The sequence below is a fragment of the Paenarthrobacter sp. Y-19 genome, from assembly GCF_029223985.1.
GTDB lineage: Bacteria > Actinomycetota > Actinomycetes > Actinomycetales > Micrococcaceae > Arthrobacter > Arthrobacter nicotinovorans.
In genome coordinates, this window is the sequence record NZ_CP119414.1 from 2,789,500 (window position 1) to 2,807,895 (window position 18,396).

Annotated in this window: 15 protein-coding genes; 6 read left to right on the forward strand and 9 right to left on the reverse strand. The window is 63.5% G+C overall.

Annotated elements, in window-relative coordinates:
- The gene (galU, locus tag PYR64_RS13060) at window positions 1-906 is read right to left on the reverse strand and encodes a UTP--glucose-1-phosphate uridylyltransferase GalU (RefSeq protein ID WP_026266986.1); all 906 of its coding nucleotides are present in this window, start codon (window positions 904-906) and stop codon (window positions 1-3) included.
- A gap of 129 nt (window positions 907-1,035) precedes the next feature.
- Between galU and PYR64_RS13065 the strand changes: the two genes are divergently transcribed.
- From PYR64_RS13065 to PYR64_RS13075, 3 genes are all read left to right on the forward strand, one after another.
- Window positions 1,036-1,650, forward strand: coding sequence for a 5-formyltetrahydrofolate cyclo-ligase (locus tag PYR64_RS13065; protein ID WP_039242310.1), 615 nt, complete (start codon window positions 1,036-1,038; stop codon window positions 1,648-1,650).
- A gap of 167 nt (window positions 1,651-1,817) precedes the next feature.
- A complete protein-coding gene (locus tag PYR64_RS13070) occupies window positions 1,818-2,090 on the forward strand; it encodes an FmdB family zinc ribbon protein (protein WP_018776608.1) in 273 nt (90 codons plus the stop codon).
- 70 nt (window positions 2,091-2,160) lie between these two features.
- Window positions 2,161-2,949, forward strand: a complete 789-nt coding sequence (locus PYR64_RS13075) for an RcpC/CpaB family pilus assembly protein (RefSeq protein WP_275775601.1) — start codon at window positions 2,161-2,163, stop codon at window positions 2,947-2,949.
- A gap of 14 nt (window positions 2,950-2,963) precedes the next feature.
- On the opposite strand, the gene PYR64_RS13080 is transcribed toward PYR64_RS13075, so the two are convergent.
- The 7 genes from PYR64_RS13080 to PYR64_RS13110 form a co-directional block, all read right to left on the reverse strand.
- Window positions 2,964-7,124 carry a DUF4011 domain-containing protein gene (locus PYR64_RS13080; protein WP_275775603.1) on the reverse strand — a complete coding sequence of 1,387 codons (4,161 nt, stop codon included), beginning with the start codon at window positions 7,122-7,124 and terminating at the stop codon, window positions 2,964-2,966.
- A gap of 161 nt (window positions 7,125-7,285) precedes the next feature.
- On the reverse strand, window positions 7,286-8,875 hold the full coding sequence (guaA, locus tag PYR64_RS13085) for a glutamine-hydrolyzing GMP synthase (RefSeq protein WP_275775605.1): 1,590 nt from the start codon (window positions 8,873-8,875) through the stop codon (window positions 7,286-7,288).
- Window positions 8,876-8,984: 109 nt separating this feature from the next.
- Complete coding sequence (locus PYR64_RS13090; protein WP_018776612.1) at window positions 8,985-9,485, reverse strand: DUF3817 domain-containing protein; 501 nt, start codon at window positions 9,483-9,485, stop codon at window positions 8,985-8,987.
- A complete protein-coding gene (locus PYR64_RS13095) occupies window positions 9,482-10,348 on the reverse strand; it encodes an SURF1 family protein (RefSeq protein ID WP_275775607.1) in 867 nt (288 codons plus the stop codon). Before PYR64_RS13095 ends, PYR64_RS13090 begins: the two co-directional genes overlap by 4 nt.
- A gap of 74 nt (window positions 10,349-10,422) precedes the next feature.
- Complete coding sequence (locus PYR64_RS13100) at window positions 10,423-10,911, reverse strand: PTS sugar transporter subunit IIA (RefSeq protein WP_018776614.1); 489 nt, start codon at window positions 10,909-10,911, stop codon at window positions 10,423-10,425.
- Window positions 10,912-10,958: 47 nt separating this feature from the next.
- Window positions 10,959-12,713 (reverse strand): glycerol-3-phosphate dehydrogenase/oxidase, encoded by a 1,755-nt coding sequence (locus PYR64_RS13105; RefSeq protein WP_018776615.1) that lies wholly within the window; start codon window positions 12,711-12,713, stop codon window positions 10,959-10,961.
- A 162-nt stretch (window positions 12,714-12,875) separates the two neighbouring features.
- Window positions 12,876-14,009 carry a GuaB3 family IMP dehydrogenase-related protein gene (locus tag PYR64_RS13110; RefSeq protein WP_018776616.1) on the reverse strand — a complete coding sequence of 378 codons (1,134 nt, stop codon included), beginning with the start codon at window positions 14,007-14,009 and terminating at the stop codon, window positions 12,876-12,878.
- 221 nt (window positions 14,010-14,230) lie between these two features.
- Here PYR64_RS13110 and PYR64_RS13115 point away from each other — a divergent pair, with 221 nt between their 5' ends.
- The 3 genes from PYR64_RS13115 to PYR64_RS13125 are packed head-to-tail and all read left to right on the forward strand — an operon-like array spanning window position 14,231 to window position 16,492.
- The gene (locus tag PYR64_RS13115) at window positions 14,231-15,157 is read left to right on the forward strand and encodes a hypothetical protein (protein WP_275775610.1); all 927 of its coding nucleotides are present in this window, start codon (window positions 14,231-14,233) and stop codon (window positions 15,155-15,157) included.
- Between the two features lie 49 nt (window positions 15,158-15,206).
- Window positions 15,207-15,845, forward strand: coding sequence for a hypothetical protein (locus PYR64_RS13120; protein WP_039242317.1), 639 nt, complete (start codon window positions 15,207-15,209; stop codon window positions 15,843-15,845).
- Window positions 15,842-16,492 (forward strand): hypothetical protein, encoded by a 651-nt coding sequence (locus PYR64_RS13125; RefSeq protein ID WP_052247246.1) that lies wholly within the window; start codon window positions 15,842-15,844, stop codon window positions 16,490-16,492. The genes PYR64_RS13120 and PYR64_RS13125 overlap by 4 nt, the downstream gene beginning before the upstream one ends.
- On the opposite strand, the gene PYR64_RS13130 is transcribed toward PYR64_RS13125, so the two are convergent.
- Window positions 16,489-18,387, reverse strand: a complete 1,899-nt coding sequence (locus PYR64_RS13130; RefSeq protein WP_039242320.1) for an ABC transporter ATP-binding protein — start codon at window positions 18,385-18,387, stop codon at window positions 16,489-16,491. The two genes, PYR64_RS13125 and PYR64_RS13130, sit on opposite strands and share 4 nt — an antisense overlap.
- Between the last annotated feature and the right edge of the window lie 9 nt (window positions 18,388-18,396).

The window sequence follows — 18,396 nt, forward strand, 5'->3', positions numbered from 1 at the left end:
TTACTGGGGAAGCGTGGCGGTGAAGTTCGGCAGCCACTCGCGCAGCTCAGGACCAAGGTCTTCGCGTTCGCACGCGAGCTCGATGCACGCCTTCAGGTAGCTGAGCTTGTCGCCGGTGTCATAGCGGCGGCCGCGGAACACCACGCCGTACACGCCATAGCCTTCGCCTTCGCCGGCAGCCAGGACCTCAAGCGCATCGGTCAGCTGGATTTCGCCACCGCGGCCGGGGCCGGTCTGCTCCAGGACTTCGAAGACGGCCGGGTGCAGCACGTAGCGGCCAATCACGGCGAGGTTGGACGGCGCCTCTTCCGGCGACGGCTTTTCCACCAGCTGCTTGATACGGACGTAACCGTCCTCGCCGATGTCCTCGACGTCGGCGCAACCGTAAGCGCTGATCTTGGAAGGCTCGACCTCGATCAGGGCTACCACGGAACCGCCGGTCTTCTGCTGGACCGCAATCATTTCGCTCAGGAGGTCGTCGCGGGCGTCGATGAGGTCATCGCCCAGCAGGACGGCAAAAGGCTCGTAGCCGACGTGCTGCTTTGCACGAAGGACTGCGTGGCCGAGGCCGTTCGGGTCGCCTTGGCGGACATAGTGGATGTCGCCCAGGTTGGTAGCCGACTGAATCGCTTCCAGCTTGGCGGTGTCGCCCTTCTCAGCCAGGGTCGCTTCAAGCGCCGGAACACGGTCAAAGTGGTCTTCCAGGGCGCGCTTGCTGCGTCCTGTGATCATGAGGACGTCGTGCAGGCCAACCTTCACCGCTTCTTCGACGACGTACTGGATGGCGGGCTTATCGACCACAGGCAGCATTTCCTTCGGCATCGCCTTGGTGGCGGGAAGGAACCGGGTACCAAGACCCGCTGCGGGGATGACGGCCTTACGGACAGCGTTGTTATCGAGAGTCACCGGACTAATGTAACGGAAGGAAGAGAGCATCAGGTAAACCCCCCGCCGCGCGGGCCGCACATTTTATTGCCGGCAACACACAAGGAAACACTTTAACCGGACCCGACGAACCCCCAGGATTGGATACAGATGGCGTCGAAAGAAGACATCCGCCGCAACCGGCGGCTGTACAGAAGGGCCCTGACACCAGGGCAAATCGCTGATGCGGGCGAAGCGATAGCCCGGCACGGTTCCTCGTGGGCCAGCTCCGTCACGTCCGGAACACCGTCGTCGTTCGCGGTGTACGTGGGAGTCGCCTTCGAGCCGCCCACCATGCCACTGCTTGAAGCCCTCCACGAAGCGGGCCATGAAGTCCTGCTCCCCGTCTGCGAACCGGAACGGCAACTGAGTTGGGTGTATTGGACGCCGTCCACGGTCTTCACACGGTCCGCCTACGCTCCCATCGACGAACCCACCGGTGAGCGCTTGGACAGTTCAGTGGTCGCTTCGACGGCCGGAATCTTCATGCCGGCCACCGCAGTGGACCGGGACGGGAACAGGATTGGCCAAGGCGGCGGTTATTACGACCGACTCCTGCAGGGCCTGGACGCGTCCGGCCGGCGGCCGCCCACCATCGCGGTGGTGTACGACGACGATCTGTTGCCTTCAGGCTCCATACCCGCCGAGGCCTTCGATCGCCCGGTGCGGGAAGTGCTGACACCTTCGGGCGTTGTGGTTCTCGACAACGCAGCGGAGCCCGTCTGACTCCCGGTCATTTCCGGCGGGTTCCGGTTGGTGAGCTCCGGCACAAGTGCTGGCACACCTCAGGGGGACGGATGATAGAATTGGCACTCAGGCCCTGGGACTGCTAATGCGGAAGTTATTCGGCACGGCGGAGCAGGACCTGAACTTTGTCCTAAAGGAGGAACTCAGTGCCCACATACGCATACGCCTGCAAAGACTGTGACCATGCCTTCGACATCGTCCAGTCCTTCTCAGACAGCTCCCTGACAGAGTGCCCTGAATGCAAAGGCACGCTGCGCAAGAAGTTCAACAGCGTGGGCGTCGTCTTCAAGGGCTCTGGTTTCTACCGCACTGACTCCCGTGACGCCAAGGGCAGCACAGTATCCGCTGCGCCCACGTCACCGGCTGCACCCGCAGCTGCGGCCACGCCCGCTCCCGCACCGGCCGCCGCGGCGAGCTAGCTCCGGAACTTTTCCACATAGGCAACCCGGCCCCTGTTAGGCGGCCGGGGCTGCTGGCTACCGTGGCGGCATGTCACACTCCGCCCGTAGCGCCTTCCTTGCCCATGCCGAGCGTTCAGCTGGAACAGCTGGACATGAACGGTTGCCGTACCACCCCTCGCCCTCCCCCAGGCGCTTTCCACGGGGGTTCGGCCGTGCGCGGCGCAACGGACCTCCAAAGCGAAAGCCCACACTCAGGGCGTGGCTTTCCCGCAACCGGCGGCTTTGCGTCGCGCTGCTTCTATGCCTTGCTGCCGGTCTGGCGGTACAGCAGCTGACTCCTGTGTCGGTCGCCCGGGTCAGCGTCCTGGTCGCAGCCCGTGATCTACCAGCCGGCGCGAGCCTGAAGGAGTCAGATTTCACCAGGGTCGATGTCGCAGCCGAACTGGCCATCTCCGCGTGGGTGGATGATGTCGCGACCCTGGTTGGGCGCCAGCTGGCCTCTCCTTTGGGCAAGGGACAAACACCCACGGACTCAAGCCTCCTAGGCCCTGGCTTGCTCGCGGGCACTCCTGCAGGTTCCGCTGCCGTCCCCCTGCGCATGGCAGATCCTTCTTCCATCCAGCTTCTGTCGCCGGGGCAGCTGGTGACCGTTGTCCTCACGGCGTCCGGCAGTTACGACGAATCCCGCCAGAGCCAGGTTTTGGCTGGCCCTGTTCCTGTTCTCTGGACTTCGGCCCAGGGCGGCAAGGCCGGCGAATGGCTTGGCACCAGCGATACAGAAGGGCTGGTGGTGGTCGCTGCCAACCCCCAACAAGCAGAAAAGCTTGCCGGCGCATCCACGCAAGGCAAGCTTTTCTTTGTTCTGGTCAGCCCATGAAGCTGCTCAATCGCTCATCCCCAGTGCGGGGGCTTCTGTTCCTTCAACCACTGCTCGTGGTCATAGCCTGCTTCATCGCCCCATCTGCGGGGATCGTCCTCCGCGGCCTTGGTGGGGAGGATGCCGCCCGAGCTGTGCTTGGCAGCCGTCGGCTCGGCGGCTTTTTCAGCTGCCGTGTTGTCCGATCCGCTGTTCTCCCCGGCAGAGCCGTCGGTGGAACCATTTCCTTGTTCCGTCATTGGTGCTTCTTTCCTGTCCCCTGTCTGGTCCCGCGTCCCCTTGGCATCCTGCTCGGGTTGGTGATCCGGGCCGGTGGCCGGGGAACGGGTGAACACAGGCTGAGCCTTGTCCAGATTCAATTGTTCAACATCCATGTCCAGGAAGCCATGTTGAGACGACTCGGCAGCCTTCGGAATGTGGTTTTCCAGTCCAAGGTAGGAACCGATGCGATCGGCGCAGGAGGACGGGTCCGTGAAGACTTCGATCGTCCACAGCGACATGTAACGCCACCCCATGCGCTCCAGCAGTTGAGGCCGCAGCCGGCTGCGTTCACGGACACTCATGCGCCGGTATCGTTCCGTGCCATCGGACTCGATGGCTACGGGCGTGGGAATTTCAGCACCCTCCCGGCCAATGGTGTGCACAGGATCAGCGGCTGCGGCTATGTCCAGCACACCGTCGTAAAGGTGCCAGACACGGGCGCCGCGGGCACGCAGTCGTTCGCCAAGATCCGCCACCAACGGGTCCTCGCCAAGTGCTTGCTCGCTGGCAACGGCACGGGATGCCGGAGTTCCGAGATTGCTGTTCCCCGAGAGCTCCCTGTCCAGCAACTCGTAGAAGTCCACTGCGCCGTGCGCCAGGCGATCGAGGTCGAGGTCCTCGGGCCGGAAGCAGCTCAGGACGTGCATGGAGCGCCGGGCCCTGGTCATGGCCAAGGCAAAGCGGTTACGCCCACCCTCAGTGGACAGCGGTCCAAAGGAGTGGAGCGCCCGGCCATGCGGGGTGCGTCCATACCCGAGGGAGAAGATCACATGGTCCCGCACCAAGCCCTGCGCGCGTTCCAGATCCACCACGCGGAAGGATTCGGGGCCGGCGGCGAAGAAGGAAGACAGCAATGGATGGTTCGGCAGTTGGAGCCTGATGGCCTCGCCGATCCTGGCAGCGTGGCGCAGGCTTGCCGTCACCACAGCCAAGCTGGTGCGGGGACGCAGCGTGGCATGTTCAAAGACAAGATCCACCACCCGGTTGACCTCGGCAGTGACGGACTCGACCCCCTCGTGATCGGCGCCCGGAAGGCCGGTGCCGTCAGGGATGTACTCCACAAGGATCGAGCGATCCAATCCCGTAACCGAGTTGCCGTCGGGCAGCCGCTTCAGGCCGCCGTCGTAGTAGTTCTTGCTCAGCTGCAGGATCAAGTCTTCATCCACTGCCCGATACACCCAATTCAACTGCCACGATGGCAGGACCCTGGCCAAGGCCTTGAAGGCACTCTCCACAGTCTCGTGGCTCGCGACTCCGGCAACCGGGGGTTCGACGGCCACGCTGAAGGTCCGCGCATTGGCAATCTTCGCGTCGCCGAAAGCAACTACCTGCCGTGCACGGGCGATCGCGGGAAGGACCGCTTGCAACGAGGTGGACTCAGCGTCGATGACCACAACGGCATCAAACTTCTGCTCAGCCGGCAGGACGCCGGTCAGCAGGTACGGGCTGACCGACCACACCGGGACAAGCAACGGCACGAGATCCGGGGCTTGGGCGCTCAGCGCAGGCAGGGTAACCCGGCCGTCTTTCAGCAAGGCCCGCAGCAGTTCAGCCTGGCGAGGGTGCTCCACCAGTCCCTGGCGCCACCTCTGGGCAAGCTGCCATCGGAGCCGCGCAGCACCGCTGGCGATGTGGGCTTGGTCAGCAAGCCGGAATTCAGCTTCGAGGCGCCTCAGGGAGTCGCCGTCGGACATCGCAAGATAGTCGTCGCCGCTGATCATTGCTTCCAGCGCGGACTGCCACCAAGCCAGGTCCAGCTCCGCGGCCACCGAGGACGCAGGTACCTCCCGCTCCGCCAGATCCGCCAAAAGCTCCCCGAGGCCGTGCTCGCGCATTTCTTCAATGAGGAGCGTGCGTTCGGGCAAGGTTTCCAGCGTGGCGGTGTCGGCTACGAGCTGTTCCAAGCGTTCCATCAGCTCCGCGTAAGGCGTACCGTGGAGCGAGCCTCCGGCCGACGTGTGTTTGAGCGCCTCACCGAGGCGCCGCAGCTCAGCGTCCAGCTCCCGGTACAGTGCGCCGAGGTCGGCCAGGCCGGAAGGAACGGCCGGGTGCCGCTGCGTAGTGGCGTAACCGGCCCACAACGCACGCTGCTCCTGGACAAGGACCAGCGAGCTGTGGAGATCGGCGATATGAACTCCGGGCCGCACATACTCCTTGGCGACCCGCCGCAGCCGGGACCGCTGCATGGAAGGCATCTCGATGTTCCGCTCGCGGCGCCACGCAGAACTGGCCGTCGCGGAGATCAGATCGTGAACCGGACGGTCAAAGATGTCCGGCGTGAACTTGTCCAGGCTCTCGCGCACGGCAATCAGGAGTTCGAGCTGAGCGCCCCACTCAGTAAAGGTTTCTCCCAGGCGGATCTCAGCGTGATCGGACACCTGTTTCATGCGGTCACGCAGGACAGGAAGCTTCTCAGCCGCCAAGCGGGCAAGTTGCTGCGCTTCCTCGGTTTCCTTGCGGGTGACCAATCGGGCACCGTACCAAGGGCTGTTGGTCGAAGCCCGGCTGAAACTGCCAAGTTCGGCAGCGCGACGGAGCCGGGCCGCCAGCTCTTCCCGGTCCTTGATGTTGTCCAGGACACTGCGCTTCAAGCGAACTGTCGTGGAGGGTGCCGGATGGATCGAAGTCAGTTCAGCAAGTGACTGCATGGCCTGATACGGCGAGCATCCCCATCGCTCGCGCACGTTATGCAGGGAGGCGACATGGTCCATGAGGGCGTGCCGATGCCCGGTCAGTGTCTGGTGAAGGTTGCCGAGCTGGGGCTCAAGAGCCTTCTCGTTGCGCATGATGGCCCGGACCAGCTGGCCCTTGAGCTGCTGGGGGGTGGTTCCATTGCCTGGCCGGAACAGAACCGAATCCAGCCCCAGTGATTCGAGGTGAGCGGAAAGCCCGGCAAGGCTGGACTGCCTGTCCCCCACCACCAGGACCGACTTTCCTTCGCACACCAGTGCGCCAATGGCGTTGATGGCAGTCTGCGTTTGTCCGCTGCCCGGGGGTGTGCTGACCACCAGGGAGTCTCCAGCCCGAACGGCGTCAACCACGTACTGCTGGTCCGTGTCGGCGTCGAGCAGGAGCAACTCTTCGGCCGGGTCACGGAGGTCCAAGCTGGGGAACCTGCCTGCCTTGATGGGTTCCGGCTCGATGTCGCCACCGTTGGCCGCCGTCGCCAAGGCCGCCACGGTGGGGTTGTTCAGGTTGATCCAAGGATCATCCAGGTTGCCCGACAGATCGGCCAGGGTTGTTACCAGGAGATTGAACTCAACCTCAGCGCCATGGATCGGCTGAACCAGCGTGGACAGGCGATCCAGGACGGGTTGCGGATCCAAACGTGCGGTGTTGTAAGCCATTCGCGCCACGGCATTGACGTCAAAGACGATGCCATGGACGGTCTTGAGGTGACGCACCAGGGCGGGGTTCATCCGGGCTTGCTCAGTGAGCTGAAGTTCGAAGTCGTCCTCCCCCGGCCGGACCGTCAGGACGATGGACGTGAGCATCACGGGTGCGGAGACGCGCTGTGGCTTGCCGCCCACCGCAGAGGTCCACACCACGGTGCCGGCAGAAAGATACCCGGCTTCGATACCGCGGTCGTTGCTGAGCTCGAAAATCTTGGATCGGATATTGCGCGCCGCACGTGCCGCGACCAAGTACTGCTGGCGGTCCCTGATGAGCGTCGACAGGCGCGTCCGACGCCCTGCCAGCAACTGCGCCAGCCCCGAAGGGTGCGCGTTGCTGAGGTCAATGGCGCCTTCGGGCGTCTTGACGAAACGCAGCATAGTGTCTGCCCCGGTGACGGGTTTGAGACCAGACAGCCATTTGCGGAGCTCTTCGGAGCCCTCTTCCTGGCCTTGACCTACTGACACAACTTCTGCCTTCTTTTCTGTACTAGCTTTAGACGCCTTGGACCATACCGGCATACTTTCGAGGGTAGCGGGAATCCACGGCGAGCCCGCTCCGCAACGCTGTTCCGACGCGAAATTGCCCGGTTTTCACTGCAACATGTCAATCGCTCACCGGCAGGGAACTGCCGGAAAAGCACAGTGGCCGGCTTCCCGATGGAAGCCGGCCACTTAGAATGCTATTCCCACTCGATGGTTCCCGGTGGCTTGCTGGTGACGTCCAGCACCACGCGGTTGACCCCATCGACCTCGTTGGTGATGCGGTTGGAGATGCGCGCCAGGAGGTCGTAGGGCAAACGCGACCAGTCCGCCGTCATGGCGTCTTCGGAAGACACCGGACGCAGCACGATCGGGTGGCCGTACGTACGGCCGTCGCCCTGCACGCCAACGCTGCGGACATCGGCCAGGAGGACAACCGGCATCTGCCAGACGTCGTTGTCGAGGCCAGCGGCCGTCAGTTCGGCGCGAGCGATGGCATCGGCCTTGCGCAACAGATCGAGCCGTTCCTTGGTCACTTCGCCCACGATGCGGATACCCAGGCCGGGGCCGGGGAACGGCTGGCGGCCTACGATTTCCTGCGGCAGACCCAGCTGCGCGCCTACGGCACGAACCTCGTCCTTGAACAGGGCGCGAAGCGGCTCAACCAGCTCAAACTGCAGGTCGTCGGGGAGCCCACCGACGTTGTGGTGGCTCTTGATGTTTGCAGCACCCTCACCACCACCGGACTCGACGACGTCCGGGTACAGCGTCCCCTGGACCAGGAACTTGATCTTCTCGCCTTCGGCAGCAGCCTGGGCAATAATGGCCCGCTCTGCTTCCTCGAAAGCGCGGATGAATTCGCGGCCGATGATCTTGCGCTTGGTTTCGGGATCGCTGACGCCGGCAAGAGACGACAGGAAGCGTTCCTGCTCGTTGGCAACGTACAGGTTGACACCCGTGGCGGCCACGAAGTCACGTTCGACCTGTTCCGCTTCGCCTTCACGGAGCAAACCGTGGTCTACGAAGACACAGGTGAGCTGGTCGCCGACAGCACGCTGGACAAGGGCAGCGGCAACTGCGGAGTCGACGCCACCGGAAAGGCCGCAAATGACCTTGGAGTCGCCAATCTGCTGGCGGATGCGCTCCACCTGCTCTTCAAGGATGTTGCCGGTGGTCCAGTTGGGGCTCAGACCGGCGCCCTTGAACAGGAAGTTCTCCAGGACATGCTGGCCCAGAACGGAGTGCTTGACTTCCGGGTGCCACTGCACACCGTAGAGGCGCTTCTCATCGTTGGCGAAGGCAGCCACGGGGGCGCCGGCCGTCGTTGCCAGTACTTCGAAGCCCTCGGGCGCCTCGTGGACGGAGTCGCCGTGGCTCATCCAGGTGTTCTGGGACGCCGGGACGCCGTCGAGAATGGAACGTGCATCGCCCACCAGGAGCGCCTCGGTTGCGCCGTACTCACGCAGCCCGGTCTGGGCTACTTTGCCACCCAAGGCGTTTGCCATGGCCTGGAATCCGTAGCAGATACCGAAAACGGGAACCCCGGCCTCGAAGAGGTCGGCGCCTACGAACGGTGCGCCCTCAGCGTAGACGCTGGAGGGTCCGCCGGAAAGGATGATGGCTGCCGGGTCTTTGGCCAGAAGCTGCTCGGTGGTGAAGGTGTGCGGAACAATTTCCGAATACACATTTGCTTCACGGACGCGGCGGGCAATCAGCTGCGCGTACTGGGCACCGTAGTCAACAACCAGCACCGGCTTCTGGGAAGTCTGGGGTGCGGTGGGAGTAGTCACCAACCAAGACTACTTTGCCGGACCGCCCCCGCGCACGTTGACAAGGGCGGCCGGGGGCCAAAACGGGCACTCCCGTTAGGCATCTCACATCGGGAACGGCCAGTGGCGCCTAGTAACGCTTGGAAGCCTGGGGATTGGCTGCCAGTTCTGCTTCCACCTGTGCGTGGAACTTCTTCTCCACAATGAAGGACAACAGCGGAATCACGCCGCCCAACGCCAGCAGGACCATCTTGGAGAACGGCCACCGCATCAACGACCACAAGCGGAAGTTGGAGACGAGGTAAACCACGTACATCCAGCCGTGCACGATCAGCACCGTGGTGGAGATATTGAATCCACCAATGACGCCCTTGGGCTCGGATTCGGCAAAGCCAAAGCCAAAGGGCTGGCCCGTCACGGCGTTGGTTCCGCCGGCGAAGAGTGAAACACCGAAAACGTACCGGGCGATCAGTTCAGCGCACAGCAGGAGCAACATGGCACCAGTCAGGTAGGCCATGACTTTGTAGAACTTCAAGGCCGAACGGATCTGCGCTTCCGTCCCGCCGAACCGCCGCTTTTTGGGCTTCGGTCCTGACTGCTCAGGCTGGATGGCAGGTTTGGGCTCAATCATTGCTGCACCTTATGTTCTGGGTCGGGACTTGAAGGTTCGGTAGTTGCGGGCGAGGCATGGGGGTCTTCAGGAAACTCATCGTAGTAGTCGTCGTCCTCGTCGTCTTCGAGGTCCCGGCGGTAGTCATCACGCACCAGCCGCCACCAGATAAAGACGGAGAATCCGGCGAACACCACCCATTCGACGGCGTAGAAGAGGTTCAGCCAGTTGATCTGCTCTGCCGGTGGCTGCGGTGGAATATTGAGGGCCTTGACGTTGTCGCCCAGTGGGACGCTCACACCGCCAGCCACTTCGGATGTGGCCGCTATGAAACCGGGGTAGCTTGAAACATCCCAGCTGTTGATGAGTTCCGCGGTGGAGACCGCCGACGCGCGGCCCGGGCCGGCGTCGACATTTGGTACGGGCGCTTCGGACGGTATCAGGCGACCGGTCAGCGTAAGAGTGCCCGACGGCGGCGGGCCCGCTTGGGCGGCATCAGCCACCCAGCCGCGTGCTACGGGAATCCAGGTCTGCGGCGAGGCGGCGACACCCTTCAGCGTAGGAGCGCCGTTGACCTCGAAGGCCGTGACGATCCAGTAACCTTTTTGGTTGTTGTAAAGCCTGCCCTCGACCAGGACCTGCTTGCCTGGATCGTAGGAGCCGGTGGCGGTGACCATCTGGTCGGAAACAGAGCCGGGAAAGAACTGGCCCGGCTTCAGGACGTCGACCAGGGGTTTGACTTCTTCAGTGGTGGAAGCAGCAGGGCTCTCGTGCTGGGTGGACCGGCTGAGCTGCCACTGGCTAAGCAGCACGAACACCCCGGACAACAGAAGCGCAAAGACCAGTCCTGCGATCCAGCGGGGTTTCAGAGCGGTTTTCAACACCCCTTAACCGTACTTCGTCCGGCTGTAGAACAACGAAACGAGGGCTGGGGCCGCCTGGAGTGGGGCACCAATCCTTAGTGGTCGAAGAAGACCAGGCTGGAGTTGATGAGTTCGGAAATCACTTCGGGATCGTGCGCACGGCGCAGGGACTCCCTGAATGATTCCTTGGAGAGGGAACGCGCAAGCGTGGCCAGAACTTCAAGATGGTCCGAGAAGGAGCTGGCCGGTGTGGCGATGAGGAGGATCAGTGTGGCAGGGCCGTCTGCAGCCCCGAAGTCCAGCGCATGGCCAAACTTGGTGACGCCTACGGCGATGGAGATCCGGTCCACGAATTCGCTGCGGGCATGCGGAAGACCGATTCCGCCGGGAAGCCCGGTGGCCAGCTGGTGTTCTCGCGAATGTACCTGCTCCAGGAAACCATCAAGGTCCGAGATCCGTCCGGCCTGATGGAGCTTTTGAGCCAACTGTGCTGCGGCGTCGATCTTGTCCTCGGCAACAAGTTCAAGAATGACCGTGTCCGGGGTGGTCAGTTCCGCATCATATCGGTCCAGTGGTTCAGCCAAGTCGTGTTCCCTCCATGTGGCCTCCCGGCCTCAACTCCCTGCGCCCGTCAGCGGAGGGGAACGATGTCATCCACTCCCATGCGCGCGGCATCCGCCGATTCGTCATCGGGTTGCTGCTGGCTGAGTCGTTCAGCCTCCACACGTGCAAGGTAGTGCTTGATCTCGCTTTCACGCTGAGCATCGCTCCAGCCCAGGATTTCTCCCATCAGCTTAGCCACTACGGGCGCCGCAGACACACCCCGGTCCCACGCTTCAATGGAGATCCGGGTACGGCGGGTCAAAACATCGTCGACGTGCCGAGCGCCTTCATGGGTTGTTGCGTACACGACTTCGGCTGCCAGGTAGTCGTCGGCGCCCGGAAGCGGCTCGCCCAGTTCGGGCCTGTCGGAGATCGTGGCGAGGACTTCCGATGCCATGGACCCAAAGCGGTTGAGCAGGTGCTCCACGCGTGCCACGTGCACACCTGCTTGCTCGGCGGACCTCCCCCGCCGGTTCCAGGCCGCTTTGAATCCCTCCGCTCCCAGCAAAGGAATGGTGTCGGTGCAGCTGGAAGGGACACGCTCGTCCATGGCCCTCGTTGCCTCGTCCACGGCATCCTTGGCCATGACACGGTAGGTCGTGTACTTCCCACCGGCCACCACCACCAGACCGGGGACGGGGTGGGCCACTACGTGCTCGCGGGACAGCTTGGCGGTGGAGTCGTTGTCTCCGGCCAGAAGCGGACGGAGTCCCGCATAGACACCTTCAACATCTTCACGGGTCAGGGGACGCTTGAGTACCTTGTTGACGTGCTCCAGCACGTAGTCAATGTCCTTGCTGGAGGCAGCCGGATGGGCCTTATCCAACGTCCAGTCCGTGTCGGTAGTACCGATAATCCAGTGCCGGCCCCAGGGAATCACGAAGAGCACCGACTTTTCAGTACGAAGGATCAGACCCACGGTGGACTGGAAGCGGTCCCGTGGCACCACCAGGTGGATTCCCTTGGAGGCACGGACCTTGAGCTGGCCACGGTCTGTGACCATGGCCTGCGTTTCGTCTGTCCACACGCCGGTGGCATTCACCACCTGCTTGGCCCGGATCTCGAAGACGCTGCCGTCCTCTTGGTTTTCCACCTTGGCACCCACCACGCGTTCGCCCTCCCTGAGGAAGTCGACCACGCGGACCCTGTTGGCCGCGTGTGCCCCGTAATGCGCCGCTGTCCTGACCAGGTTGACCACAAGCCGGGCATCATCGACCTGGGCGTCGTAGTAACGGATCGATCCCACGAAGGCATCGTCTTTGAGGCTGGGAGCCGCACGCAGGGTGCCGCGTCGGAAGAGGTGCTTGTGCATGGGGACACCACGGCTGTGGCCGGACGTCAGACCCAAGGTGTCGTACAGCATGATGCCTGCGCCCACGTAGGGGCGTTCCCAGAAACGGTGGGTCAGCGGGTAGAGGAACGGAACGGGCCGGACCAGGTGGGGTGCGATCTGCTGGATCAGCAATCCGCGCTCCTGCAGGGCTTCCTGGACCAGCCCGAAGTCCAGCATCTCCAAATAGCGGAGGCCACCATGAATGAGCTTTGAGGAGCGGGATGACGTGCCGGACGCCCAATCCCTGGCTTCGACGATGCCAACTGTGAGCCCGCGCGTGACCGCGTCCAAGGCAGCACCAGCGCCCACCACGCCGCCACCGACAATCAGGATGTCCAACTCCTTGCCCGGCTCGGCAGTGGCTTTCAGGACATCAATGGATGCGGCACGGGATTCCGGGCTCAGTGCCCCCGGAGAATTCACCTGCGGACCGCCTGCGACATTGCTCATCGGACCCCTCCTCAAACGCAACAGCTGGTAATCCCCTACCCTACTTGTTGCTCGTCGCCTTGGGCAGGGCTGCCGATGAGGTGCATCCGGACAGAATCCGGCAAAAAAGGACCCCGGGAGCAGCGTGTGGTCTGTTCCCGGGGCCCTCCTTCTGTTTTAGGCCTAGCCGAGGTACGGCGAAACGACGACGTCGACCCGCTGGAACTCTTTCAGGTCCGAATAGCCGGTGGTCGCCATGGAGCGACGCAGGGCACCAATGAGGTTGGAGGTGCCGTTGGTGTGGTGTCCGGGACCGAAGAGAACTTCTTCCAGGGGGCCAACAGTTCCAACGTTAACCCTGTCGCCGCGCGGGAGTTCAAGGTGGTGGGCTTCCTGGCCCCAGTGCCAGCCCTTGCCGGGGGCTTCCTCGGCCCGTGCCAGTGCGCTGCCCAGCATGACGGCGTCGGCGCCCATGGCAACTGCCTTGACGATGTCGCCCGAGGCGCCCATGCCGCCGTCGGCAATGACATGCACGTAACGGCCGCCGGACTCATCGAGGTAATCACGGCGCGCGGCGGCGACGTCGCTGATGGCCGACGCCATCGGCGAGTGGATGCCCAAGGCGCGGCGCGTAGTTGTGGTGGCACCGCCGCCGAAACCGACCAGGACGCCGGCAGCGCCGGTTCGCATGAGGTGCAGCGCCGGGGTGTATCCGGCGGCACCGCCGACGATCACGGGAACGTCGAGTTCGTAGATGAACTGCTTCAGGTTCAGTGGCTCGTGGTTCTTGGAGACGTGCTCGGCGGAGACCGTGGTGCCACGGATGACAAAGATGTCCACACCGGCGGCGAGGACGGTCTTGTAGTGCTCCTGGGTGCGCTGCGGCGTCAGGGAGCCTGCCACCGTGACGCCGGAGGCGCGGATCTCGGCAAGGCGGCTGGTAATGAGTTCAGGCTGGATGGGTGCCTTGTAGAGATCCTGCATGCGCCGGGTAACGGCAGGGCTCGCGGTTTCGCCGGCGAGCGCTGAGATCTCATCCAGCACGGACTGGGGATCTTCGTAGCGGGTCCACAGGCCCTCGAGGTCCAGGACGCCGAGGCCGCCCAAACGGCCCAGGGCGATGGCCGTTTCCGGCGACATGGCCGAGTCCATCGGCGCTGCGATCACCGGAATGTCGAACTTGTAGGCGTCGATCTGCCAGGAGACGGAGACGTCCTTGGGATCGCGGGTCCGGCGGTTGGGGACGATCGCAATGTCGTCCAGGGAGTAGGCACGACGCCCACGCTTGCCACGGCCAATCTCAATCTCATAAGTCACGGCTCTTACTTTACTGGACCCCTTGCCGAACCCCGATTCGGCAAATGGCGTGGGCACTTCACAATGCGCCAAGAAGACATTGAAAGCCCGGCCGGTTCCGGGTGCGCTGGCTACTTGCCGTGCGCGCCTGGCAGTTTCCACATGGGCAGAGGTGCCCATGGCAGGATCCCGGACAAATCCGATAGCCTGCGGAAACACACCACACCATGCAAGGGGGAACCATGGCGCCCGGATTCTACGGAGCCGACATCGAACAGCTCCGCTCGTTGTCCAAGCAGATGGGACAAGCCGGGAGCCGGCTCCAGAACCAGGAACTCCAGGTCAACAGCCTGATCACCAGCGTGGCGTGGAAAGGAAACGACGGCGAGCGCTTCCGACGCGAATGGAGCAGCACCCTGCGCCCCATGTTGCACAAAGCCTCCCGTTCCCTGGATGACGCGTCCAAGATGCTCCGCACCCAGGCCGATGAACAGCAGAAGGCCAGTGCTGATGGCGGCGTTGCCGGCTTCGGACCGGGCGGATCTGGCGGTCCCGGCGGGTCTGGCGGACCGAACGTCCCCCAGGTCCCCGGTGGCAATGGAAGCCAAGTCGCCCCCACCACTGGCTTGGAAGGCGTGCTCGGCGTCAGCGGCAGCCAGGGATGGTGGGCCGGAAACGCCCTCGTGACTGCCAACGGCGTGGTGGCGGACTCCATCCTGGCCCAGATGGCCAGGGGCGGATTGGTGACTGAACTGACGAGGTGGCCGTGGCTGAGTGCCCAGTACGGACAGGCTGCCGGCGCCGGGTATGTCAGGGGTACCCGACTGCTCAACGGCAGTTCGATGCTCGGCCGTGTCTCGGGAGCATTGGGCGTCGTGACCGGCGGGTTGCAGGTCTATCAAGGCATCCAGACGGGACACCCCGGAATGGCCGTGGACGGCGGCATCTCCGCTGCCCTGGCCGTGGGCAGTTTCGTCCCGGTTATCGGCCCTGCCTGCGCCATTGCCGGCATCGCCTGGGGTGGCCTCGGCCTGTTGGCCACCAACATGGGCTACGATTCCGCGTCTTCCATGATCGCTGACGGCGCGAAACATGTGTGGGAGGGAGCGCAGGACGCCGCCGGAGCGATAGCCGACGGCGCGAAGAAGGTCTGGGGATGGCTCACATGACCCCGCGACTTCCTAGACTGGACACAGAACCGCTCAAGAGAAGGCAGAAATGACCACGCAGACCGAAGAAACCCAGGCATTGCTCATTACCGAACATGAGCTCATCGCACTTATTGCACTGGCTGGCACCGACGGCGCGCTGAGGTGCCAGACCCTCTTCCGCCTCGACCACGCAGCCGGGGCTCCCCTGGAACAGGCAGGGGTATCCACGCTGTTGGAGCGTGGATTGATGAAGATCGAAAACGACGCACTCCAGCCCGTCGGCCCGGCTGCCACGGTGACAGCAGTGCTTGCAGATTCCACGTCGTGGCTGGAAACGGCCCTCGTGACCCCGTCCTCGGAACATGTCTCCTTCATGTTTGGCGCAGAGCAGGGCGCCCTGCTGCTCAACCTGAGCAAGTACGGCGTTCACGAGCTGCACCCCATTACGGGCTCCGACGGCATGGTCACCACGGCCATCCAGATGGCCGACTACTACCTGAAGCAAGCACCGGACGGATACCCCGCGGCCGCCACAACGCGCCGGCACTTTAAGGACGGAACCTCCCGCGCGGTCCACGTCAAAGCGGAGGCCGACGGTTCCCTTTCCATCGCTGAAGGCGAGGGCGAAAACCTCGACTCGTCGGCCCTCGCGAGTGAGCAGCTCGATTCCCGGATCCGCGCAGGACTGGAGCAGCAGAACGCGTGAGCTACCAGTCCGGCCCCGCTCCACTTTTCCATTCCGACCGCCCCTTGGACTATTGGCTTTCCCCTGAGCTCTCCGCCATCACTCCGGCGAATGCGCGCTCCCGCCTGCGCGAAATCGCCGGCGCGCGCGGCGCCTACATGGGTGCCTGGGCTGCCGGGACCGGAATCGGAGCAGTCCTCGTCCTTTTGGGCGTCGTCCTCGCGGTCCGGCTTGGCACCTTCGCGACTATTGCCGCCCTCAGCCTTCCCGGCGCGGCAGTCGCAGTGCTCTGCGGCGTCTTCTACGTCCGGGTGCGGGACCGGTTGCCGCGGACAAGCCGTGCGCTGGTCAATCGTGGGCCCGGGAGCCTGCGGGGGGCGCTCTCCTTCGTGGCGTTTGTCTTGGTCGTCTTCGCGGGACTGTTCGCTTTCACGGCCAAACCCTCAACGTGGCAGGACCCCGGGACGCTGCTGACACTGGCAACGGTTCTTGCGTTCATGATCTTCCTTTTGGTGGCCGCGATCCTCGTCCCGGCCACCATCATGGGCCGTTCACGGGAATCCCTGCGTCGGAAAGCTGCTAGTGATCCACGCTTCCGGGCGCTTTTGGAACAGGATCTTGCCACCTGGCGCGATCCCGTGGGCAATGCCGGCTACGGCCCGCTCTAAGCCTCGGGACTCTCCCGGCTGGCCTCATCCACCGAAAGCTGGGACTCGAACATCCTGAAGTACCGTCCGCGGAGGGCCACCAGTTCCCTGTGCGTACCTTGTTCGGCGATTCGACCGTCCTCCAGCATGTAGACGATGTCCGCCTTCTCAATGGTGGCAAGGCGGTGGCTGATGGCGATGATGGTGCTGTTGCGATCGGCGAAGAGCCTCGTGAAAATCCGGTGCTCGGCCAGGGCATCAATGGCTGAGGTGGGCTCGTCCATCACCATGAATGAGGCGTCACGGTAGAAGTTGCGGGCCATTGCCAGTCGCTGCCACTGGCCGCCGGAGAGCCCGCTTCCCTTCCGCCCGCGTGGATCTTCCATCCAGTTGCTGACATGGTTTTCCAGCCCGTTAGGCAGCTTGTCGATGAACTCCATGGCCTCCGCGTCGGATGCCGCCTTCCGAATGCGCAGATCGTCCCGGGGCAAGTCGACGTCGCCGAGGTAGATGTTCTCTGCGGCCGTGGCGAACTCGTACTTCAGGAATTCCTGGCTCAGGACTGCCAGGTGCCGGTGCCAGCTGGTCACGTCAATTCCGGCCAGATCCTTCCCGTCCAACAAGACCTGGCCGGAGTCGGGCCGGTAGAGCCCGGCCAGGATCCGGATCAGCGTGGATTTCCCGGCGCCGTTCTCCCCCACGATGGCGATGTGCTGCCCCGCCTTGATGGTCATGGAAATACCCTTGATGACCTCGATGTCGCTTCCCGTATAGCTGAAGCGGATATCACGCAGTTCCACGGTGGTGGGCGACACTTCCATGGGTTGTTCGTTTCCGCTGGGCACCGGCAACGCCATGAAAAGCTCGTAGTCCTTCAGGTTGGCCAGGTCCTCGTCAATGGAACTGAGCGAGGACACCAGGTTGTTCGCCGTTGACAATGCACGGCTCACGATCTGCTGGACGTAGAGGAACTGACCCACCGGCTGGGCCCTGGCAATGATCTGCCCCACCACCCACACGAGCGATACCACTTCAGCGCCGTATTGCAGGGCGTCGGCAGCCAGCTGCTTGGGGATGTACCGTTTCTGGAAGTCCAGGCGCCTGCGTTCGTCGGCATCCCTCAACCTGGAGCGAAGTTCCATGAGATAGCCGACAATGCCGTACAGCCGCATTTCAGCGATGTGCTGTGGCCGCAGCAGGTTCTGCTCGATCATCCGGCGCTGCCTGCGCGAATCCACCTGGGTGTTCCAGTGGGCGATCTGTTCACGCGACAGCTTGAACTGGAGGTAGACGCTGGGCACGATCGCCACCAGCACGATCACGGCAATCCACCAACTCACCAACAGCAACGCGCCGACGGCTAGAATCACCGAGACGAGCTGGGTGAAGATGGCCGCAATCCGGTCCAGGACCCGCGCATAGGAGTCGGAGAAACGCTTTGCGCGGTCGTAGAGATCCACGGTCTCTTTGTCGTCGTAGCGCCAGAATTCCAGTGCCAGGAACCGTTGGTACATCAGGTCGCCCACGATGGCGCCCACCTTGAAGCTCATCAGCTGCTGGATGTAGCGGTCCACACTGCTGAACGCACCCCAGAACAGGCCCAGGGCAGCTGTGATGACGACGTAAAGCACTGCGCGGGGGCCCGCGTCGGGGTCCCCTGCGTAGCCGGCAGCCAGGGCCGTGGTGGTCAACGCTGCAAAGTACGTGGTGACAAGCGGCAGGGTCGCTGAGATCACCGAGCCAAGGACTTTCATGATGACCGCCACCGGTGAGGCCTTGAAGCTCACCTTCAAGACCTGCCCGACGGCGCGTGCGTACGGCCGCAGGGCCAGCTTGCGGGGCGGCGCTTTCCCCGGTTGGCCCGGATTCAGCGGGATCGACTCCGGGTGCCGCGGTTGCGCGGACTTCTCTGACATGTGCCCAGC